This is a genomic window from Mycobacterium sp. IDUB_19, from assembly GCF_055419445.1.
Genome location: NZ_JBVAXR010000039.1, coordinates 1 through 19,573 on the forward strand (window position 1 = coordinate 1; position 19,573 = coordinate 19,573).

General features: G+C 65.1%; 21 protein-coding genes and 1 pseudogene. 12 read left to right on the forward strand and 10 right to left on the reverse strand.

What is annotated here, in order from left to right:
- The first annotated feature begins 94 nt into the window (after positions 1–94).
- Positions 95–403 carry a DUF4333 domain-containing protein gene (locus ACZY0B_RS22730; RefSeq protein ID WP_463766490.1) on the forward strand — a complete coding sequence of 103 codons (309 nt, stop codon included), beginning with the start codon at positions 95–97 and terminating at the stop codon, positions 401–403.
- On the opposite strand, the gene ACZY0B_RS22735 is transcribed toward ACZY0B_RS22730, so the two are convergent.
- Together ACZY0B_RS22735 and ACZY0B_RS22740 are read right to left on the reverse strand one after the other, a co-directional pair.
- The gene (locus ACZY0B_RS22735; RefSeq protein WP_463766491.1) at positions 400–1,359 is read right to left on the reverse strand and encodes an NAD(P)H-dependent flavin oxidoreductase; all 960 of its coding nucleotides are present in this window, start codon (positions 1,357–1,359) and stop codon (positions 400–402) included. The genes ACZY0B_RS22730 and ACZY0B_RS22735 overlap by 4 nt on opposite strands.
- Complete coding sequence (locus tag ACZY0B_RS22740) at positions 1,356–1,736, reverse strand: NYN domain-containing protein (RefSeq protein WP_463766492.1); 381 nt, start codon at positions 1,734–1,736, stop codon at positions 1,356–1,358. The genes ACZY0B_RS22735 and ACZY0B_RS22740 overlap by 4 nt, the downstream gene beginning before the upstream one ends.
- 297 nt (positions 1,737–2,033) lie before the next feature.
- Between ACZY0B_RS22740 and ACZY0B_RS22745 the strand changes: the two genes are divergently transcribed.
- A complete protein-coding gene (locus ACZY0B_RS22745; protein WP_463766493.1) occupies positions 2,034–3,218 on the forward strand; it encodes an acyl-CoA dehydrogenase family protein in 1,185 nt (394 codons plus the stop codon).
- A 21-nt stretch (positions 3,219–3,239) separates the two neighbouring features.
- On the opposite strand, the gene ACZY0B_RS22750 is transcribed toward ACZY0B_RS22745, so the two are convergent.
- Both ACZY0B_RS22750 and ACZY0B_RS22755 read right to left on the reverse strand, forming a co-directional pair.
- Positions 3,240–4,004 carry a PE domain-containing protein gene (locus ACZY0B_RS22750; RefSeq protein ID WP_463766494.1) on the reverse strand — a complete coding sequence of 255 codons (765 nt, stop codon included), beginning with the start codon at positions 4,002–4,004 and terminating at the stop codon, positions 3,240–3,242.
- Between the two features lie 117 nt (positions 4,005–4,121).
- A complete protein-coding gene (locus ACZY0B_RS22755; RefSeq protein ID WP_463766495.1) occupies positions 4,122–4,943 on the reverse strand; it encodes an alpha/beta fold hydrolase in 822 nt (273 codons plus the stop codon).
- 117 nt (positions 4,944–5,060) lie between these two features.
- Here ACZY0B_RS22755 and ACZY0B_RS22760 point away from each other — a divergent pair, with 117 nt between their 5' ends.
- Positions 5,061–5,963: an NAD-dependent epimerase/dehydratase family protein gene (locus ACZY0B_RS22760; RefSeq protein WP_463766496.1), complete on the forward strand. Its 903-nt coding sequence runs from the start codon at positions 5,061–5,063 to the stop codon at positions 5,961–5,963.
- Between the two features lie 5 nt (positions 5,964–5,968).
- Here ACZY0B_RS22760 and ACZY0B_RS22765 read toward each other — a convergent pair whose 3' ends face one another.
- Positions 5,969–7,276 (reverse strand): hydroxyacid-oxoacid transhydrogenase, encoded by a 1,308-nt coding sequence (locus tag ACZY0B_RS22765; RefSeq protein WP_463766497.1) that lies wholly within the window; start codon positions 7,274–7,276, stop codon positions 5,969–5,971.
- Positions 7,277–7,348: 72 nt separating this feature from the next.
- Between ACZY0B_RS22765 and ACZY0B_RS22770 the strand changes: the two genes are divergently transcribed.
- Together ACZY0B_RS22770 and ACZY0B_RS22775 are read left to right on the forward strand one after the other, a co-directional pair.
- Positions 7,349–7,819: a hypothetical protein gene (locus ACZY0B_RS22770; protein WP_463766498.1), complete on the forward strand. Its 471-nt coding sequence runs from the start codon at positions 7,349–7,351 to the stop codon at positions 7,817–7,819.
- 124 nt (positions 7,820–7,943) lie between these two features.
- Positions 7,944–9,398, forward strand: a complete 1,455-nt coding sequence (locus ACZY0B_RS22775; RefSeq protein ID WP_463766499.1) for an aldehyde dehydrogenase family protein — start codon at positions 7,944–7,946, stop codon at positions 9,396–9,398.
- Between the two features lie 70 nt (positions 9,399–9,468).
- Here ACZY0B_RS22775 and ACZY0B_RS22780 read toward each other — a convergent pair whose 3' ends face one another.
- Positions 9,469–9,723, reverse strand: coding sequence for a hypothetical protein (locus ACZY0B_RS22780; protein ID WP_463766500.1), 255 nt, complete (start codon positions 9,721–9,723; stop codon positions 9,469–9,471).
- 123 nt (positions 9,724–9,846) lie between these two features.
- On the reverse strand, positions 9,847–11,313 hold the full coding sequence (locus ACZY0B_RS22785; protein ID WP_463766501.1) for an amino acid permease: 1,467 nt from the start codon (positions 11,311–11,313) through the stop codon (positions 9,847–9,849).
- Positions 11,314–11,443: 130 nt separating this feature from the next.
- On the opposite strand from ACZY0B_RS22785, the gene ACZY0B_RS22790 reads away from it, so the two are divergent.
- Positions 11,444–11,566: a hypothetical protein gene (locus tag ACZY0B_RS22790; protein ID WP_463766502.1), complete on the forward strand. Its 123-nt coding sequence runs from the start codon at positions 11,444–11,446 to the stop codon at positions 11,564–11,566.
- A gap of 32 nt (positions 11,567–11,598) precedes the next feature.
- Here ACZY0B_RS22790 and ACZY0B_RS22795 read toward each other — a convergent pair whose 3' ends face one another.
- Complete coding sequence (locus ACZY0B_RS22795; protein WP_463766503.1) at positions 11,599–12,612, reverse strand: NADP-dependent oxidoreductase; 1,014 nt, start codon at positions 12,610–12,612, stop codon at positions 11,599–11,601.
- A gap of 44 nt (positions 12,613–12,656) precedes the next feature.
- Here ACZY0B_RS22795 and ACZY0B_RS22800 point away from each other — a divergent pair.
- The 5 genes and pseudogenes from ACZY0B_RS22800 (at position 12,657) to ACZY0B_RS22820 (ending at position 16,418) form a co-directional block, all read left to right on the forward strand.
- Positions 12,657–13,398: pseudogene (locus tag ACZY0B_RS22800) on the forward strand (class I SAM-dependent methyltransferase).
- A 52-nt stretch (positions 13,399–13,450) separates the two neighbouring features.
- Positions 13,451–14,113, forward strand: coding sequence for a hypothetical protein (locus ACZY0B_RS22805; protein ID WP_463766504.1), 663 nt, complete (start codon positions 13,451–13,453; stop codon positions 14,111–14,113).
- Positions 14,114–14,399: 286 nt separating this feature from the next.
- Positions 14,400–14,882, forward strand: a complete 483-nt coding sequence (locus ACZY0B_RS22810) for a TspO/MBR family protein (protein ID WP_463766505.1) — start codon at positions 14,400–14,402, stop codon at positions 14,880–14,882.
- A gap of 17 nt (positions 14,883–14,899) precedes the next feature.
- On the forward strand, positions 14,900–15,535 hold the full coding sequence (locus ACZY0B_RS22815; RefSeq protein WP_463766534.1) for an SOUL family heme-binding protein: 636 nt from the start codon (positions 14,900–14,902) through the stop codon (positions 15,533–15,535).
- A gap of 58 nt (positions 15,536–15,593) precedes the next feature.
- Positions 15,594–16,418: a class I SAM-dependent methyltransferase gene (locus ACZY0B_RS22820; protein WP_463766506.1), complete on the forward strand. Its 825-nt coding sequence runs from the start codon at positions 15,594–15,596 to the stop codon at positions 16,416–16,418.
- Between the two features lie 27 nt (positions 16,419–16,445).
- On the opposite strand, the gene ACZY0B_RS22825 is transcribed toward ACZY0B_RS22820, so the two are convergent.
- Positions 16,446–17,273 (reverse strand): glycoside hydrolase family 16 protein, encoded by an 828-nt coding sequence (locus tag ACZY0B_RS22825; protein ID WP_463766507.1) that lies wholly within the window; start codon positions 17,271–17,273, stop codon positions 16,446–16,448.
- A gap of 813 nt (positions 17,274–18,086) precedes the next feature.
- On the opposite strand from ACZY0B_RS22825, the gene ACZY0B_RS22830 reads away from it, so the two are divergent.
- Positions 18,087–18,851, forward strand: a complete 765-nt coding sequence (locus tag ACZY0B_RS22830) for a glycerophosphodiester phosphodiesterase family protein (protein ID WP_463766535.1) — start codon at positions 18,087–18,089, stop codon at positions 18,849–18,851.
- On the opposite strand, the gene ACZY0B_RS22835 is transcribed toward ACZY0B_RS22830, so the two are convergent.
- Positions 18,852–19,529, reverse strand: coding sequence for a cutinase family protein (locus ACZY0B_RS22835; RefSeq protein WP_463766536.1), 678 nt, complete (start codon positions 19,527–19,529; stop codon positions 18,852–18,854).
- Between the last annotated feature and the right edge of the window lie 44 nt (positions 19,530–19,573).

Sequence of the window (19,573 nt, forward strand, 5' to 3'; positions counted from 1 at the left end):
CTTCTGAGCTGTGGTGTCGGTGCATACCCGTGTTAGCCTGACGATTCCCGTCGCGTTAGCCTCGGGCTCGGTAGACACAAGGAGTGACCACGCAATGATGCGTATCGCCCAGGTTGCGGTGACGGCCGCGATCCTCGTGATGACCGTTCTGTCAGCCGGCTGCAGCAGCAAGGCGACCGTCAAACCCGATGGGGCAGCGCAGTCGGTGGTTGACGTCGTCTCAAAGCAGACCGGTTTCCATCCCAGCGATGTGCACTGCCCATCCGGTGTCGAGGCCAAAGTCGGTGTTCAATTCGACTGTCACTTCACCGGCCCGGAGGGCAAGGAGTACACCGCGAATATGAAGATCACCAAGGTCAACGGCGCCGAGGTCGATTTCGCCGTCAACAGCCACCTGAGTTAGGCCTGGCCGGGCCGGAGCCGATCCGCCGTGGCGGCCAGCACCTCGCGGCAACCGGTCCACATTTGCGTGATGATCTCTGCGGCCGGCGGGAGGTCGTCGATCCGGCCGGCGACCTGACCGGTGTTGGCGACGCTGGCATCCATGTCGCCCTCGAAATAAAGCCGCTGAACGCGTTGCAGCGCCGCGCCGCCCTCCTCGAAAGAGGATGACTTGTCCAGCTTTTCGGCGGCTGGGGTCCGGATGACGCGCATCATCCGCTTGCCGTCGAGGGGCAGCAGCACGGTGGCGGTTTCGTCGGCGCGCACGACTGCTTGTTTGAGGTTGCCGTGCACCGGCGAATCCGCCGAGGCCAGCAACCGCGTGCCCATCTGCACGGCCTCGGCGCCGAGCACGAATGCGGCGGCCATCGACCGGGCGTCGCAGATCCCTCCGGCAGCCACGATGGGGACATCGACGTGAGCGGCCACCAAGGGCAGCAGCACCATGGTCGACGCCCCGAATCGGTTCTTGAATCCACCGCCCTCGACCCCCTCGACGACCAGCCCGTCGACTCCGGCATCGATGGCCTTTTTCGCCGCGGCCAGGGTGCCCACTACGTGGAACACGGTGATCCCGGCATCGTGGAGCCGATCGGTGAACAGCGAGGGGCTTCCCGCCGAGGTGGTCACGAAGCGAATGCCGTTGGCGACGAGCAGGTCGATGACCGTCGGGTCGCGGTTGAACAGCAGTGCGATGTTCGCGCCCACCGAACCGCTGGTGAGGCTGCGCACGCGTTGCACGTCAGCCCGGCCCTGATCGGAGGTGGTTTCGATGATTCCCAACCCGCCGGCGTTGGATACCGCTGCGGCGAGCTGGGCGCCGGCAATGTAGGTCATCGGCGCCTGAATGATCGGAATATCGACCTGCGCGAGTTCGCAAACCCGATTGGTTGCGGGCTCACTTCGGCCGGCGCTCATCGGTCCCGCGGATCGACGAGTTCGCGAAAACGCTCCGCCGCGAAGACGGAGGCACCCAGGCTGCGCACCCGGTCGGTCAGCGCCCGATCGGAGGTCACGACCCGGATCTCGTCCGGTCTTGTGTCGGCGTGCACCAATCGGACGATCTCGTCGTCAGCCGAATTCGCGGCCGCTTTCGGCGCATGCGCGACCTCGACCACCGTCGACGAGATGGCAGTCGAAGGCGGCCGCTCGAACACCACCGTCACCGTGTCTCCTTGCACCGAGGCCCATCTGTCCAAACTGTCTACCAAGGCGACCATCGCGCGGTCGCGATCCCTCCACCATCCATCCGGGCGACTGCCGATCACGTTCATCCCGTCGACGATCCACCGCACCAACCCACAGTAAGGCCGACCTGTTGGTACGGATCCACCGCCGCCCAGTTGCCTAGACCGATCACTGCCGGCGATGGTAATGCTTTTGTACAGCAGCACTTTTCATCACATCTACCCAAAGCAGAACGCGACCGGCACGCCCAACGCCGGTAACTGAGGCCAGGGCCGTCACGGCGCACGTCGCGCATGAAATCTCCCGCCGACTCTTGGCAACACGCGATTTCGACGGCTAGACACTTTGAGTGATTGGTACGGTCACCGGTATAAGTGTCCAGGGTTCGACCAAGGAGAGCGCCAATGACGTCGTTAGCCGATACGAGCGACCGAGTGGTCTCGCTGGCGCGCGGCATGCGCGATCTCGTGCAGGAGCAGGCCGCCGAGTCCGAGCGGATCCGCACACTGTCCGCGCCGATCGTGGATGAGATGTGGGCCAGCGGGCTGATGTCCTCCTTCAACCCCACGGTGGCCGGCGGTGTCGAGCCGTCCTTCACCGAGATGATCGAGACGTGGATCGAAATGGCTTGGCAGGATGGGTCATTCGGATGGGTCGGGATCGCCAATCTGCCATCGTCGTTCGCCGCGGCAGCCTATCTGCCCGACGACGGTTTCGCCGAGGTGTTCACCGCTCACGGCAACCGCGTGACCATGGGTGGCCAGTTCTTTCCCAATGGACAGGGCACGGTCGTCGACGGCGGTTATCTGCTGAACGGAGCGTGGAGCTTCGGTTCGGGCATCGGCCACTCCGAATACGTCGCGGCCGGATTTCTGCCGCTGGACAACGGCGAGATGCGCTGGATCAGTGAAGGCCTGCCCGAGATGCACGTGGCCGTGCTGCCACGAGACCAGGTCAGCTTCAACGACGGATGGCACGTACAGGGGCTCAAGGGAACCGGTTCCTACGATTACAGCGTCACCGACGTGTTCGTCCCGCAGAACCGCACCTTCGAACTGTTCAGCCGCCAGCCACACCGTGGGAACTCGCCGGCCACCCGGATGGGGCTGATGCCGGTCACCGCCGCCGGTCACGCGTCGTGGGCACTGGGCGTGGCCAAGAGCATGCTCGATGACGTTCAGGAACTGGCCGCCACCAAATTCCGGATGAGCGATATGGCGTCACTGGCCAGTCGCCCCACCTTCCAGAAGGGGCTCGCACACCACCGCGCGGCCTGGCGCGCTGCCCGTCTGCTGGTGCTCGACGCCTTCACCACGGCCGAGGCCGCCGTGGCCGCAGGCGAAGATCTCACCCCGGCCCTGCGCGCGGACATGCGGGTGGCCGCCGTCTACGCCACCGACACGGCTCGCAGCTGTGCCGAATGGGCTCACTTGGTCGCCGGGACCAGCTCGATCCGCGAGGGCACCCGCCTCGAGCGCGCCTTCCGCGACATCTACACGGGAACCCAACACGCCTTTATCAGCGAAAAAGTGGCCATCGACGCCGCACAGATCTGGCTGGGCATCATCGAAGATCAGCCGGGGCTGTAAACCGCCGCCGCGCAAACTCTGTCAGAGCGGCTGCTCACCAGGCTTCGGAGCGCCGGACGTCTCGCGGTCCGGGTCGTTTTCATCGCCGGTCAACGAGGATGCCAGCGCCGGTCCGGCGCCGCCCGCGGCTGCTCCACCCGCCGTCGCGCCACCGACGCCGCCCTGACCGACCGAACCGAGCGACGAGCCAAGAGAACTGAGGGTGCTCAACGGGGCGCTGCCCGCGCCGACCAGCGTTGACGCGGCGTTGGTGAGTCCCGACAGACCTGCCGCGCCCGTCGCAGCGCCCGCGGGCGATGGGGTCGGCGCCACGGCGCCTTCGATCAAATTGGCCATCGCCGGGGTACGGGTCGGCGTTCCTGCCATGCCGGGCACCGCTTCGGCGCGCAGCAGCCGCGAGCCCGTACTCGGGCTTGCCGGGCTCGCCCACGGGCCGGTCGCCGCGGCGCCGATGCTGCCGAATTCGACGGTGCCGCTGCGCGCCGCGTTGGCCTCCAGGTGTCCGGCGGCGGTCGCATCGGCCTGCGTATACATCCGGGTGATGTTCACCAGCGCCGCACCCGTCCGCGAAATCTCTTGGTGCGCAGCGGTGTGGGCGGCCAACGTAGTGCTGGCCTCGACGGCAAACGCCATCGCGGCCATCATCGAGACCTCCTCGGCGCCCGCGGGCGCCAGCGCGGTCAGCGACGGCGCCGCGGCGGCAGCAGCAGCGATGGCGCCGGCACCCATCGCCGTCAATTGCCCACCGACGACCGCAACAGCCGGATCGTGCGACATGGATGTCATGTGCGTCCTGCTCCTCGGTATATGCGCGCCGGACACCTTGGCGGAATGCATTGATTCTACCGAGGTGCACAGCAGCCAGAAGCACGAATCTCGGCCGCACCGTGATCGAGCATCCGGTCACAGGTAGGTCAATAGCCGCTCGGTGAATTCCTCGGGATGTTCTCGGTGCATGAAATGTCCACCGGGGACTTCCTCGACGATGTACTCGTCTTCGAACATCCGCGCGGCAGCCCGGTAGTCCGCTGGCTCGACGTTTGGATCATCCAGTCCGGCAAACGCGACCGTCGGCACCTTGATTCGCGCCTTCAGTGACGCGCTCGGTATGGGGGAGAGCTTCCGGTAATAGCCGAACGCCGCGTTCAAGCTTGCCGGATTCGCAAAGCTCGCGCGCACGGCGTCAAATTCTTCCGGATCGGGGTGCCACGACGGAGACCATCGCCGGTAGATCGCGGGGAGCGCCGCGAAGTCATTGCGCGCGAAGCGCTTCGCCGCCCCGGGCAGCTTGTACGCCACGAAATGGCGGGCGCCCCACGCCTTCCGCGGCGTCGGTTTGAGCGTCGCTGGGTGCGGAATGCCAACGACGAATAGCTTTTTCACTCGATCCGGGCCGAGTGCGGCCGCGCCGTAGGCAGCCGAGGCTCCCCAATCGTGCCCGATCACGATGGCGTCGCGGGCCCCGAGCGCTTCGATCAGCGCCAGCGGATCACGCGCTAAAGTCTCTTGATCCGGGTCGCGATCCGGGATTCCGCTGGGGTCATACCCCCGCATATAGGGGCTCACCGCGCGATAGCCTTTGGCGGCGATTCGCGGGCGCAGCTGGTCCCAGGAGTGGGCGGTGTCGGGGAACCCGTGCAGCATCAGCACGAGAGGCCCCGAGCCCTCCTCGAGATAGGCGAATCTGAGCCCGTTCGCGTCGACGAAACGCATCGAATCAGCCATGACTTTCCGGACGTTACGCCGATCGTCGCGGCGCGGCGAGCTCTCGCTCACGCCGGTTCCGGGGTGCCGTCGACGCCCACCGGCAGACGACCCCCGAGCGTCGCTTAACATCAGCGGATGCGCGGCTCAAAGATCCTGATCACCGGCCCGACCGGACAAGTTGCCACCCCAGTCGCCAAAGCGCTGGCAGCCGACAACGAAGTGTGGGGCATCGCCCGGTTCACCAATCCCGCGGTTCGAGAAGACCTCGAGAAGGCGGGCGTGCGGTGCCAGACAGTCAACCTGGCCGCCGGCGACTTCACCGGTCTCCCAAACGACTTCGACTACGTCCTCAACCTTGCCGTGGCCAAGAGCGGCGACTGGGACAAGGACCTGGCGGCCAACGCCGAGTCGGTCGGACTTTTGATGGCCCACTGCCGCAACGCAAAAGCCTTCCTGCACTGCTCATCTGGGGCCGTCTACGATCCGCCGGATGACGAAATCCGGACCGAGGACGCCGCATTGGGCGACAACCACAAGCCGCTGTTCCCCACCTATTCCATCTCCAAGATCGCCGGCGAGGTCGTCGCCCGCACGATGGCGCGGGCTTTGGGCGTACCGACCACCATCGCCCGCCTCAACGTCCCCTACGGCGACAACGGTGGGTGGCCGTTTTATCACATGGAGATGATGCTGGCCGGTATTCCGATTCCCGTCCCGGCCGGCGGGCCGGCCCGCTACACCCCGATCCACGAGGACGACATCATCGCCACCATTCCGAAGCTGTTCGAGGTGGCGTCGGTCCCGGCCACCACCCTCAACTGGTGCGGTGAGCAGATCGTCAGCCTGCAGGACTGGTGCACCTACCTCGGGTCATTGGTCGGCAAGGAGCCGGTGTTCGAGGAGAGCGAGCAGGCGCTGCGCGGCAATCCCACCGACGCAAGCCGGATGCGCGAGCTCGTCGGCGCCGCGGCGGTCGACTGGCGCGATGGGATGCGGCGCATGGCGGCCAAGTTCCATCCCGACCTCGTCAGCGCGTAGCACGGCTACCAGTAGCGCATGGCGTGGCCGAACAGATCGGCCAGAACCGGCCTGCTCATCTCCCGCGGGGCGTTCTGCAACAGACGCTGCTGGGGGAAGGCACCTTCGGTGAGGGCCGCGACGTCGTCGTCGGTGTAGCCCACTCCGCTCAGCCCGTTGGGCATGCCGACCGCACGCATGATGCGGATGATTTCCGTCGCGAGCACCTCGCCCGCATCGTCGGGACCGGCTTCGCGGGTGTCGGCGCCGAGCAATCGGGCCGCTTCGGTATGCCGCTGCGGGCTGGCCTCGGCCGTGAAACGAAATACCGCGGGCGCGTTGACGATGACGGACATGCCGTGCGGCACCAGCGGCTCGTCGGGCGGGTAGCCGGCGGGGTGAAAGTCACGCACCAGCCCGGCAACCGCGTAGGCCATGCCGTGCGGCGCGTGCACGCCCGCGTTGCCGAAGGCAATCCCCGCAAGCGTCGCGGCCCACATCATCTGCTCGCGGGCTTCGCTGTCGGAGGCATCCCGCACCGCCCGCTCCAAATTGCAGCCCAGCACCCGCAGCGCCTCACTGCAGCCCAGGTCGCTCCACGGGTTGGCGCCCTGGCTCATCGGCCGCAGGCTGGGGCGCGGAGGAGCGGGCCGGTGCACGTAGGGGCGCGCGGTGTAGGACTCCAGGGCGTGCGACAGCACGTCCAGGCCCGCGGCGGCGACGACTCCGCCGGGCAGGCTGGCGGTGCAATCGGGGTCGACGAGGGCCTCGGTGGGCCGCAACGCGGGCGACGCGATGCCGGTCTTCACCGTCAGTGAAAGCAGGTCGAAAATCGCGATGCCGGTGACCTCGCTGCCGGTGCCCGCGGTCGTGGGGCAGGCGATATGCGGCTTGACCGGTCCGGGTACCGGTTTGCCTTCGCCGATGGGCGCATTGACGTAGCTCAGAAAGTCCGCGGGATAGGTGGCATACAGATTGGCGGCCTTGCACGTGTCGATCACCGAACCACCACCCAGCGACACGTAGCCATCGGGCTTCACCTCCGCAGCGAAGCGCGTCGCTTCGGCGAACGACGCGTCCGTTGGTTCGACGTGCACGTCGGTGTAGGCGACCACGTCCACACCGGCCGCGGCCAGCGAGTCGCGCGCCGTAGCGAAGATGGGCAGGGCCGCCACACTGGCATCGGAGAACAGGGCCACCCGCCGAAGGCCCAGCGCGCCGACTCGCTCGCCCAACTCCGCGAGACAGCCGCGCCCGAACGTTATCCGGGATGAGTCGACGGTGAAGGCTCCGTCGCAGCCCTGCACCACAGCCGGGAATTCGCAGCACGCCATCCTCCTATCAAAGCCCTCCAGCGGGCTCCGACAAACTCGCCGAGTGTCGGGCGAGTCAGGCAAGATGCACCCATGCCGCCCTACGTGCGTCACACCCGGTCGGTGCGAATCGCGGAGCTGCCGCGCCGGATCTGCGGCAAGTTGGCCGAACACGCCGCGTCCCGCCAAATCGACCTCAACGATGTCCGGGTGTGGCTCACGCATAGCGAAAACCCGCCGACCAGTTCGGCATTCGGCAAGTTACTGCGCCGGCGTGCCAATCCGGTCGATCCCGACGAGGAGCACTGGACCGCGGTGGTACTGCATCCCACGCAACTACTTGTGGCGACCGACGGCGCAAAGCGCGGGACCGCGGTCCTCTCCGTGCCATTGGCGCAGGCATCGATGACCGCGGACGCGGGCTCCGGCGATCCCGCCGGATTCACGATCACCGGCTTCCCGGGCGAGCAAACCGGCAGCTACTACGTCGGGCTTGGACCCGAACCTGATGCCGCTGGCTGCATTTCGGCCGTGCACGGGGCGATCAGCGCCGCCAAGCAATAGGGCATCCCCCGACCGGAGACGGCCACGACCTTGACCGCGCCATGCCCACAATGCTAAGCAGGTGCTCAGCATCTACGGGCACGGCAGCGCCGGGCTCGATCAGGGTTGATCGGGAAGGGAACACATGACGCTGCAGACAGTATTGGACGAGATCAGTAAGCGACCCGGCTCGGGTGAGGTCATTCCGATCATCAATCCCGCGACCGAAGAGACGATCACCGAATTCGTCGACTGCGGTCCCGAGGCGGTCGACGAAGCCGCGGCGCGGGCGAAGGCGTCCTTCGAGTCGGGTGTCTGGTCGCAGCTTCCGGGCCGCGAGCGGGCCAAGGTCTTGTGGCGGATCGGAGACTTGATCGACGAACACGCCGAAGAGTTCGCCCAACTCGACTCACTGAACACCGGCATGCCGCTGATGCAGGCGCAGTTGCAGATGTCCACCGTCTCGGAGTTCTTCCGCTACTACGCCGGTTGGTGCTCGAAGATCAACGGCGTCGCGTACGACGTGAAGACCGATGGCATCGCGGGTGACACCTATGTCGACATGCACGCGTACACCCTCAAAGAGCCCTACGGCGTGGTGGGGCTGATCTTCCCGTGGAACGGCCCGATCTTCAATGCGAGCGCCAAGCTGGCGCCCGCGCTGGCCGCCGGTGGCAGCCTGCTGGTCAAGCCCGCGGAGGAGACCCCGCTTTCGGCGCTGCTGCTCGACAGGCTGATCCACGTGGCCGGCGTGCCCGAGGGGATCGTCAACCTGCTCACCGGCTACGGCCACACCGCGGGTGCGGCGATTACCGCGCACCCCGACGTGGAAAAGGTCGCCTTCACCGGCTCGACCGAAGTCGGCAAGGAGATCGTGCGGGCGTCGGCCGACAACCTGAAGAAGGTCACGCTTGAACTCGGCGGGAAGTCGCCGGTGCTGATCTTTGACGACGCGAATCTGGACAACGCCATATTCAGGGCGGCGATCGGCATCTTCGTGCACTCCGGTCAGGGCTGCGTCTGCGGGTCGCGGATCTTCGCGCAGCGCGGCGTGTACGACCGGGTCGTGCAAGGCATTGCGGGGATGGCGAACACGTTCAAACTGGGCGCCCCCAGCGAGGAGGGCTGCATGAGCGGCCCGCTGATCAGCCAGAAGCAACTGACCCGCGTCATGGGCTTCATCGACGAGGGCAAGGGCGACGGCGTCGAGGTGGTCACCGGGGGCCACCGCCTGGACCGCAAGGGTTACTTCGTGCACCCGACGGTGCTCACCAACGTCGACCCGGGCATGCGGCTGTACCAGCAGGAGATCTTCGGGCCGGTGGTCAGCATCCTGCCGTTCGATGACGAAGACGAGGCCGTGGCCCTGGCCAATGACACCACCTACGGCCTGGCGGCCACCGTCTACACGGAAAACGTCGGCAGGGCCCATCGCATCGTCAAGCGGTTGAAGGCGGGCAGCGTGCAGATCAACTGCCAATTGGTCTTCGACCCCGACGTGCCCTTCGGCGGCTTCAAGCAGTCCGGATGGGGCCACGAGTTCGGCAGAGAGGGCCTCGAGATTTATCTGAAGACGAAGTCGGTCTGGGCCCAGCTCTAGCGGTCCCGCAAAGCGAAAAGTCCCGGACCCCAACCAGGTCCGGGACTTTTCCGATCGCAGCGCGACGGAGTCAAGATCCCTTGTTGTAGCGGGTCAGGAACCCGATGGACGCGACAGCCGCGGCGGTGCCGATCACACCCCACAGCACCAGCTGGAAAGCCATCGCTCCAAAGAACCAGCCAAACGTCATTCCGATGTAGAGCATCCAGATCAGCCGGAAAAAGCTCCAAACCGCAAGCAGGCCGGTGCTGATCCCGATGTACAGGCTCCGTTGGCGATCGACGCGGTTGATCTGCTCTTGGATGCCGGTCGGCACGATGTTCATTTGCTGTCTTCCTTTCCTGGGTCGCCACCTCGTTGGCGGCGTCGTTGCGATAAGTACAGACGGCGGCGCCGGCTACCGATCCCAACAACGTCCGGGCCCGAACCGGTCAGGGACAGGGGGAATTCAGGATGCCGGTGCTGTTGTCTCGTCTCTCTCGCCGACCGGGTGAGTCATTTCGGTCAGGAACCGGCGATAGCGCTCGGCGTGACCGGGGCGGCGCCGCACGATCAGCCATCCGGCGGCGAGGATGACGAACCACACCGGGAACCACGCCAAGGCGATCGCGGTGTCTTTTTCCGTACTGAGGGTCCAGATGACGAACGCAAAGAAGGCAAGGACGGCCCCGCACATGACCCGGCCACCGGGCATCTTGAAGGTCGAGTCCGCATGGCGCTGTGCGTGTCGGCGGCGATAGACGAGGTAACTGACGATGATCATCGCCCAGACGAACATGAACAACAGCGATGAAACTGCCGTCACGAGCGTGAAAGCACCCATCACCGAACCGCCGATCTGGAGCAGGGGCATGGCGGTCAATAGCAGTGCGGCCGTGAGAAACAGTGCCGACGCCGGTACGCCGCCGCGGTTCAGCCGGCCGAAAACCGCCGGCGCGCTGCCTTCGTCGGCCAGACCGTAAAGCATGCGGCCGGTGGAGTACATCCCGGAGTTGGCTGCGGAGGCGGCCGCGGTGGACACCACGAAGTTGACGATCGACGCCGCGCCGGTGAGGCCCGCCAGGGAGAACATCGTGACGAACGGAGACTCGTTGTAGGCGAAGCGCCGCCAGGGGACGACGGTGAGGATCACCAGAAGCGCACCGATATAGAAGATCGCCACCCGCAGCGGCACGGCATTGATCGCGCGGGGGAGAGTGCGCCGTGGGTTCGCCGTCTCGCCCGCGGCAGCACCGACCAATTCCACACCGACGAACGCGAAGAACGCGATCTGGAATCCGCCGACCATGCCCGTGAAACCCGTGGCGAAGAATCCGCCGTTGTTCCACAGGTTTTCGATCGTCGCGTGATGCCCTTGCGGCGAAACGAAATTGGTGCTCAGCAGGATCGCGCCGACGACCATCAAGCCGATGATCGCAGCGACTTTGATCAAGGCGAACCAGAATTCGATCTCCCCGAAATTTCGGACGCTGAACAAGTTGATCAGCAGGATCAGCCCGCACGCGGCAAGCGCGGGCACCCATGCCGGTAATCCGGGCCACCAGAACTGCAAGTAACCCGAGATCGCGACGAGTTCTGCTATTGCGGTGACGATCCATGCGAACCAGTACGACCACCCGACGAAAAAACCTGCCGCGGGCCCTAACAGGTCGGCCGCGAAGTCGACGAACGACTTGTAGTTCAGGTTCGACAGCAGCAGTTCGCCCATCGCGCGCAGTACGAAAAACAAGAAGAACCCGATGATTCCGTAAACCACGACCACCGACGGGCCGGCGCGGGAGATCGTTCGCCCGGCGCCCATGAACAGACCGGTCCCGATCGTGCCCCCGATCGCGATCAGCTGAATGTGACGGTTGGACAGGCCCCGGTGGAGTTGCGAGACAGCAGGATTGGGCTCGCCGACGTCCTCGCTCATCTGTCACGTCCTCGTGGGTGCGAGATGTTGGGAGCCGCAGCTAACTGCCGCCGTAGCCAAACACGATAGTTCCTATCTTCGCGCTCCACGCCTGACCACGCCGATTGTCAATTCACGCACGCTCACCGACATGGGATGGTTCGAGCGAGCAAAGAAAGCCGGTGCGGGACAGCGGGTCACGCGGTCCGACAAGCAGCATGCACTCGACGCGTTCGCCGAACTCAGCGCACAACGCCGACCGGGAGCGGGCTGATGCGCGAAGGCCTGCAGGTGTCGCGACGAAGGCTAGCTCGACGTCTTGACCATGAGCTTGCCGACGTTCTTGCCGTCAAACAGCATGTTGATCGCGGTCGGCAGCTGTTCGAAGCCCTCGACGACGGTCTCGAGCGGCGTGAGCTTGCCCGCGGCGATCAGGCCGGCTATCTCGCCTGCCGCGTCGGCTGCGCGGCCCAGGTGGTCCAGAACGATGAAGCCCTGCAAGGTCGCGCGCTGGATCAACAGGTTCGCGAAGGCGCGCGGTCCGGGAGGCGGGTCGGCCTCGTTGTAGCCCGAGATCAGGCCGCACAGCGCGACGCGCGCGCCGATGTTGAGGCGGGCGAATACCGCGTCCATGATGACGCCGCCGACGTTCTCGAAGTCGACATCGATGCCCTTGGGCGTCGCCGCCCTGAGTTGAGCGGCCCAGTCGTCGGCGCGGTAGTCGACGGCGGCGTCGAAGCCGAGTTCCTCGGTGAGCAGCCGGCACTTGTCCGGGCCGCCGGCGATACCGACAACGCGTGCGCCGTCGGCCTTGGCCAGCTGGCCGGCGATCGAGCCCACCGCGCCCGCCGCGGCCGAGACGACGACGGTCTCACCCGGCTGCGGCTTGCCGATGTCACGGATCCCGATCCATGCGGTGAGCCCCGTCGTTCCGAGCGCGCCCATGTAGGTGCTGGGGGAGACACCCTCGGCGACGTCGACCGGGAACAACGGCATGGTGTCGGAGGCAATCAGGTACTCCTGCCAACCGACGAGGCCCTGCACGATCTGGCCGACCGAATAGTTGGGATTCTTGGATTCGACGACATGGCCGAGCCCGCCCGCCCGCATCACCTCGCCGATACCGACCGGAGGCAGGTAGGTCGGCGTGTCGTTGATCCAGGTCCGGTTGGTCGGATCGAGTGAGATCCAGTCGACGCGCACCAGCGCCTCGCCATCCTCGATCTGGGGGACCGCCTCCTCACTCAGCTCGAAAGTGTTGGGGCCGATACGTCCGGTGGGACGCTCACGCAAAAGGAAGCGGCGATTTCGATCAGGCATGAGCGCACGCTACGCCGACGGCGGTGAATGCTATAACGCAGCGTATGGCCGAACACACCATTACCCACGTTTCCGATACCGCCCGGTGGACCGCATTGCATCGGGCCACCGAGTCGGCACGTCCCGATGCATTGTTCAGCGATCCCCTCGCCGAGCGTCTCGCCGGTGAACAGGGCCGCGCTATCGCCGCCAACGTGCCCTGGAGGAATCGCAGCGGTTGGTGGCTGGTTGCGCGCACCAAAAGCATCGACGACGCCATCGCCAATGCACTCGCTAGTGGTTGCGACCGTGTTCTGAATCTGGCTGCTTGCCGACGAGACCCCGCGATGCCGGCTGACCCGCACCGCCGTCGACCTCTCTGTCCCGCAGGCCCGTGACGCCTTCTTCAACGACGCGTTGGACGGCGCGACGAAGGCCTTCGTGTTGACCGAGGGTCTGTCGATGTACCTCGAGGCCGCCGACATCGCGGCGCTTTCGGGTGCGATCAAGCGACCCGAGGTCGCCTGGTGGATGCTCGATTTTGCCTTTCCCGGCCTGAAGACGCAGATCAACAAGAACATCGCCGGGATTTCGCAGAACGCACCGTTCAAGTTCGCACCCGAGAACGGGCTGGCCTTCTTCGAAGACCTCGGTTGGCGGACCATCGAAGCGGAATCCGTGCTCGAGGCCGCCCACCGGTTCCACCGCCTACCGATCTGGATGCGCCCACTTGTCTGGCTGCCTCGATCGGATTTGCGTCATCCGGGCGGAAGACCGACGAGCGCAGTCGCCCTCCTTACGCATTGATCTGCGCGACAGGCCTTTCAAAAGGGGGCTGTCGTGGAGGATCGTTAGCCCGGTGGACGCGTCGCGAATTGCCGTGGTGCCGATCGTTGCCGCCGCGATGTTCTGGGTGACCGGATCGGCGAGTGCTGACCCGCCAACGACTCAACAGATCACCACGGTTGCAGTTGGCTCCAAGGGGCAAGCCGTCAACGGTTATCACGAGGCGCCGCCCGAGGGCAGCGTCCCCGTCGCGAACGACTGCAGTACACCGTCGCCGTCGGCGGTGGCCGACAACGTCTACGCGTGCTCGCCCAGCGCCGCCGGCGCCGCCACCTGCTGGCCGTCGACGCCGGGATCACTGTTGTGCGTGGATAATCCATGGGACCAACGTCTGCACCGGGTCGCGTACCACGGCCAGCTCCCGCCGGTGCAGCCCACGGCGTCACCAGAACCGTTTGCGCTCGAGCTCGACGACGGCACCCGCTGTTTGATCCGCAATGGCGGGGCCTGGGGCGGCCGCGATGACGGGTACGTCGGTGCCTACGGGTGCGGGAACTCCGGCGTCAACCCCGCGGTGCTGTGCGCGCCGAGCGAGCAGTCGTGCATCGACCGCTCCGGACCAGCGTGGAGGGTCAAGGTCGGTCAACTGGGCGCGCCCGACGCCCACTTTCGGCCGCCCCAGGTGCACTCGGTAGCGAGCGCGTGGTTCGCCGGGGATCGCATACCTGCCAGTTAGAGCGTCCGGCCGAATCCGCGTCGACACGGGTGGCAGCGCCTGGAGTGCGGCTGTCTTGCTTACCCTTTGAGCTCCGATACCTAATAGGAACCTGCACAATCGTTTTCGGCTGTCTAGTACACGTCGATAGAGACTCGGCTGACGGCTGAATCGTCCCCGTCGCTACGCGCGCTAGACGTGTTACACAAGTGCCGGGTGACACCGCGTTTGGGGAAAGGTCTCCCTTGTCGGACGACCACGACAGGAGTCAATATCAGTTACTGAACGTTTTACCAGGGGGTTTCAGGTGCAGGCACGAACTCTGATCCCAGCAGCCGCGGCCGTTACGGCCACCGCCGTCGTCGGCGGACTGGCGAGCCGGCCGGCCGCGTCGCCATGGTACCGCTCATTACGCAAGCCGTCCTATCAGCCTCCGCAGCAAGCGTTTCCGATCGTGTGGCCGGCGCTGTATGCGGACATCGCGGTTGTATCGGCGAACACCCTCGACGCGATGGAGCGCAGCGGGCAAAAGCGAGAACGCCGCCGGTACATTGCAGCCCTGGCCGCAAACCTTGTGTTGAACGCCGGTTGGTCGTGGCTGTTCTTTGACCGTCGACTGCTGGGCACCTCCGCGATTGCAGCGGCGGTGCTGACTGCAAGCAGCGCCGACCTGACCCGCCGCGCGGTGAAGGTGCAGGGCCAGCGTGCCGCGCCACTCCTTTTGTACCCGGCGTGGTGCGCGTTCGCGACGATGTTGTCCAGCCATGTCTGGTTTCTCAATCGAGCCTGAAGGGAATGATCTCGTTGATGAGACTGACCAAGCTCGCCGCACTGATCGGTGAGTCTGTCGGAGCGGTGGTCGGCATTCGGGTGGGGACCGAGGAGCCGAAATATACGCGCCGCCGGCTCACTGACAGCGTCGAACTACGTGGCTATGGTCCGCGGATTGCAGCCGAAACGACGGTGATCGACGACGAGGATCGCGCTCGCAATATTGGCTTTCGTCGGTTGGCGGGTTACATCTTCGGCGCCAACCAACGCGACCAGACGATCTCGATGACGGCCCCCGTCAGCCAGAGCGGCGGCCAACAGATCGCGATGACTGCACCAGTCGTTCAGACCGCCGGCCAAGACGGTGGCTTTGTCATCCGGTTCTTCATGCCATCGAAGTGGACTATGGAAACCCTACCCACGCCCAGTGATGATCAAGTCCGTCTAACCCCCGTGCCGCCCGAGACGGTGGCAGTGCTGAAATTCAGCGGCGACCGCAGCCCCAAGGCAGTTGCCGCCCGTACCGGCGAGCTCATGAAGGCATTGCAGGACAACGGCATCGAGCCCACGGGCGCGGCTGATGCCTGGTTCTACGACCCACCGTGGACGCTGCCGTTTCGGCGTCGAAATGAGATCGCAATTTCGATCGCCGCGGAATCAGCGCCCTCATAGCTTCCTGCGGCACTCTTCCGGCGATGACACCGGAACGCTACTCAGTAGGGTTGGCGTGATGAGTCATCGGGCAAATGCCGGGCCGCTGACCGGCGTTTCGGAAACCGCATTGCTGACGCTCTACGGCAGGGCCTACCAGACCAGCCGCCCGGACCCGATTATCGACGACCCAATGGCAGTCAAGCTCGTCGAGTCCATCGACTTCGACTTCGAAAAATTCGGGCGCAAAGGCCAGGAGATGGCGTTGCGCTCACTGGCTGTCGACGAGTGCGCAATCAACTACCTCACCGAGCATCCCGCCGCGACGGTGGTCGCACTTGCCGAAGGCCTCCAAACGAGCTTCTGGCGTCTGAACGGCGCACTGCCGCGCGCACAATTTCATTGGCTATCAGTAGATTTAGCGCCGGTAATCGAGCTCAGGAGGCGCTTGCTGCCGCCTTCCGAGCGCATCACTCTCCTGGCACAGTCGGCTCTCGACTACACGTGGATCGACATGGTCGACAGCAGCAATGGTGTATTCATCACCGCCGAAGGCCTGCTGATGTACTTACAACCCGATGAGGCAATGGAACTCATCGCTGAATGCGCCAAGAGGTTTCCGGGCGGCCAGATGTTCTTCGACCTACCCCCGACCATCGTCAAGAAGGTCGCACCACAAGGGCTGCGTTCATCCAGGCGCTACAGAGTGCCACCGATGCCCTTCAGCCTCTCGGTACCTCAACTGGCCAGCCTGGCCGACACCATCTCCGGAGTCCGGGCAGTCCACGACGTGCCGATGCCCAAAGGACGAGGCCTGTTCTTCGGCACCCTGTTCCCCGCGTTCTGGAACTTCGGACCGATAAAGCAGTTCCGCGGCGCCTACACCCTGCTTGAATTCGGTTGACCCCCAGGAACGGTAGCCGCCGTCCTGCTACCAGACACGTATCCAGTCGACCAGCATGTCCGCGGGGTAGCTGCCCGGCCCGGGATCGCCGCCGCCCGAACCGGCAACCGCGAGGTTGAATACGGGATACACCGTGTAGCCGGCGCCGTTGAACGGCCAATCCGGCAGGGAGCTCGCCGGTACGTCGAAGTACGGCTGGGCGCCGTCTGAATAGTCTTTCCAGAACCTGATACCGGCCTCGTCCCATTGGCATCGCCAGGTGTGCCAGGCACTGTCGACCGCGATGTTGTGAGTCTTCCACTCGCCGCCGTTGGCTTTCGCGTGCACGGTGGTGGCCGACGGCCAGCTGCCGTTGCCGTACCACTCCATGACATCGATCTCGCCCTGATCGTCATTGCCCAGCCAATAGGCGGGCCACGCGCCGGGGGTAAGGCAGTTCAGCTTGATCCGGGTTTCCCAGGTGTGACCTACGCCACCCCGCCACAAGCTTTGCACCTTGCCGCTGAAGTAGGTGGGGCCATCTTTAGCGGCGCGCAGGACGAGGTTGGAATTGCCGTCGACGAACACGTTCCGGCGATCGTCACGGTACTGCCCGATGTGCTCGGGCAGCTCCCAGTACGTCGGGTCCTTGATCGTCTCGCGGGCTTTCGCGATTGCCCACTTCGACGGGTCGGGGGCCGAACCGGCCGGACCATCGAACTCGTCCTGGAAAATGTAGCTTCCGGCCTGGCCGCTGGGCGCGCTGGGCGGTGGCATCCGCCCTGGGTAAGCCCGGGCCTCAGGGATGGGGAGCGCGGCCGCCAGCACGCCGATCCCTGTCGTCAGCATCATGCGGCGACGGTCCATCTCTGGCATAAGCAAGCGACGATAGCAGCACGGGTCGCCCGGGGTCGAAACAGAAATTGTGTCGGTGCCCGTCGTTAACATTTGGATCGCCGCTCGGCCCGAAACCGACGGCAGCACGGTACTAGCTCGGGATTTGGGATCAATTCACGGCCAATTCTCATGATCACGCGTGGTTTGGTCTCAGGATTGGCTGGGCATCCTGGACACGAACAGATAACACGCCCGTAGTTTTGCGGCCGAGTCGGTTGCTTTGGGAGGAGTTGACAATCATGGCGAACGCATCAGGGTCGACGGTTATTTTCCTCCAATCCCATCCGGCTTGGATTGCGGCCCAACGTCGTGAGCGTGAACGCGCCGAATCGATGCGTCGTCACCCGTCATTTCGGGCCCGGCGGGGTGCTGCTGAGGTCGACCACGCGGTTGCCGCTGGTGGCCGTCACTTCAAGGTTTACTCGAGCACCGACACCCCGGCGTAAGCGATTTCCGAGCCACGCGGTCAGCGAATCGGGCTGTGCGGCAGCCCTATCACCAACTAATAACCGGCGCTTTAGCGAAATCCGGACACTTTCGAACTTTGCCTGATTGGCATATGCGCGCAGCCCTGCGCCCGCCGATGAATGACGTTTGCTGAGCGGTGCTGCCTGCGACTCTCCTCCCAACGCGGTCGTGTTCAGTTCAGAGAGCCGTTTACATCCACGCTCGGAACTACTACCCCTCGTAGTAGACGAGGTTGGGTCGTGCACCGTAGCCTTTGCCACAGTTGGCAATCAGCGCGACGACGGATCGGTGGTCGAACTCATGAGTGACAGCGGCGCGTCCACTCTGGAGTTTCTTCGCGACCCCGGGCGGATTGCCATGGCGCACAGGGGCTTCACCTCGTTCAGATTTCCCAAAAACAGCATGGGGGCCTTTCACGAAGCCGCGAAGCTCGGATTTCGCTACGTCGAGACGGACGTTCGTGCTACCCGCGACGGAGTGGCCGTGATCCTGCACGACCGTCGACTTCCATCCCATTCGGGACTGCCCGGCGCGATCGACCGATTTGCTTGGCGGGATGTCCGCGCGGCGAATCTCGGTGCAGGGCAGTCCATCCCGACGCTCGAGGAGCTCCTTAGCGCGCTACCGACCATGCGGGTCAACATCGATATCAAGGCCGCGTCGGCCATCGAACCGACCGTCGATGTGATCGAGCGGCTCAACGCCCACGATCGGGTGCTGGTCACGTCGTTCTCCGACCGGCGTCGCCGCCGAGCGTTGCGGCTGCTGTCCAAACGGGTTGCCAGTTCGGCGGGCATGGCCGCGTTCCTGGCGCTCGTGGCGGCCCAAACGCGGGCCAGCCGGGCGTATGCCTGGCGGATGTTGCGCGACAGTGACTGCCTACAACTGCCGCCGCGGCTGGGTCGCGTGCCGGTGATCACGCCCGCGCTCGTCCGGGCCCTTCACGCCTCCGGGCGTCAGGTGCACGCGTGGACGGTGGACAACCCTGCGGCGATGCAGGCGCTTCTCGACATCGGCGTGGACGGCATCATCACCGATCGTGCCGACCTACTTCGGGACGTGCTCGTCGCCCGTAACGAGTGGCTCTAGTTAAAGCTTGCTTGCCGCGAAGTCGGCGGCCTGATTGGCCATGCCCGCGTCGATGTACGCACTAGCGAGATGCTGTGGCCAGTTTTCCTTCCAGGTGTTCGGGTCGGCCGGGTTGCAGATCGGGTCGGCGCCGTGGCACAAGTCGATGGTCCGGTCGTTGTAGGTCGGGTTGAAGTTCGTGATCGGACCCACCCATTGGCTCCCGTTGCCGAACAACGCGACGGCGGCGATGTGCTGATCGATGCCCGCCGGCAGGGGGCTATCGAAGCCGAACGCGCCGATGGGCGCGGCAAGCACCACGTCGGTAACCGCGGCGCCGAGTGAGTAACCGCCCAACACCAGCCGGGTGTCCGGGCAGTTGTTGGCCATGTCCTGAATGTGATGGCTCATGTCGTTGGCGCCGACGTCGACCTGCGTGTCGGCGGGGTACTTCACGGCGTATGAGCTGAAGCTCCTATTGCCAACCTTGGATTGCAAATCATTGATGAATGCGTTGCCGAGCGCACCCGGCCCCGGCGATTCATTTCGGCCGCGGGCGAAGACCACTTGCACTTGGGGACAGCTTGCCGCCGCCGATGGCACCGCCCCCGGCGACCGGTACGGCAGTACCGCGGGAGCCAACATCAGTGCGCCTGCGATCAGGACCGCCGCGAGGCACACACCTACCGATTTACACATGAGTAGAACGCGCACAGCACGATGTTAAATCGAATCCGTCTTCG

Excerpts from the sequence above, each read along its gene's own strand:
- ACZY0B_RS22730 (WP_463766490.1), top strand. The coding sequence starts at position 95 with ATGATGCGTATCGCCCAGGTTGCGGTGACGGCCGCGATCCTCGTGATG.
- ACZY0B_RS22735 (WP_463766491.1), bottom strand. The coding sequence starts at position 1,359 with ATGAGCGCCGGCCGAAGTGAGCCCGCAACCAATCGGGTTTGCGAACTC.
- ACZY0B_RS22745 (WP_463766493.1), top strand. The coding sequence starts at position 2,034 with ATGACGTCGTTAGCCGATACGAGCGACCGAGTGGTCTCGCTGGCGCGC.
- ACZY0B_RS22750 (WP_463766494.1), bottom strand. The coding sequence starts at position 4,004 with ATGACATCCATGTCGCACGATCCGGCTGTTGCGGTCGTCGGTGGGCAA.
- ACZY0B_RS22755 (WP_463766495.1), bottom strand. The coding sequence starts at position 4,943 with ATGGCTGATTCGATGCGTTTCGTCGACGCGAACGGGCTCAGATTCGCC.
- ACZY0B_RS22760 (WP_463766496.1), top strand. The coding sequence starts at position 5,061 with ATGCGCGGCTCAAAGATCCTGATCACCGGCCCGACCGGACAAGTTGCC.
- ACZY0B_RS22765 (WP_463766497.1), bottom strand. The coding sequence starts at position 7,276 with ATGGCGTGCTGCGAATTCCCGGCTGTGGTGCAGGGCTGCGACGGAGCC.
- ACZY0B_RS22770 (WP_463766498.1), top strand. The coding sequence starts at position 7,349 with ATGCCGCCCTACGTGCGTCACACCCGGTCGGTGCGAATCGCGGAGCTG.
- ACZY0B_RS22775 (WP_463766499.1), top strand. The coding sequence starts at position 7,944 with ATGACGCTGCAGACAGTATTGGACGAGATCAGTAAGCGACCCGGCTCG.
- ACZY0B_RS22780 (WP_463766500.1), bottom strand. The coding sequence starts at position 9,723 with ATGAACATCGTGCCGACCGGCATCCAAGAGCAGATCAACCGCGTCGAT.
- ACZY0B_RS22785 (WP_463766501.1), bottom strand. The coding sequence starts at position 11,313 with ATGAGCGAGGACGTCGGCGAGCCCAATCCTGCTGTCTCGCAACTCCAC.
- ACZY0B_RS22790 (WP_463766502.1), top strand. The coding sequence starts at position 11,444 with ATGGGATGGTTCGAGCGAGCAAAGAAAGCCGGTGCGGGACAGCGGGTC.
- ACZY0B_RS22795 (WP_463766503.1), bottom strand. The coding sequence starts at position 12,612 with ATGCCTGATCGAAATCGCCGCTTCCTTTTGCGTGAGCGTCCCACCGGA.
- ACZY0B_RS22815 (WP_463766534.1), top strand. The coding sequence starts at position 14,900 with ATGAGACTGACCAAGCTCGCCGCACTGATCGGTGAGTCTGTCGGAGCG.
- ACZY0B_RS22820 (WP_463766506.1), top strand. The coding sequence starts at position 15,594 with ATGAGTCATCGGGCAAATGCCGGGCCGCTGACCGGCGTTTCGGAAACC.
- ACZY0B_RS22825 (WP_463766507.1), bottom strand. The coding sequence starts at position 17,273 with ATGCCAGAGATGGACCGTCGCCGCATGATGCTGACGACAGGGATCGGC.
- ACZY0B_RS22835 (WP_463766536.1), bottom strand. The coding sequence starts at position 19,529 with ATGTGTAAATCGGTAGGTGTGTGCCTCGCGGCGGTCCTGATCGCAGGC.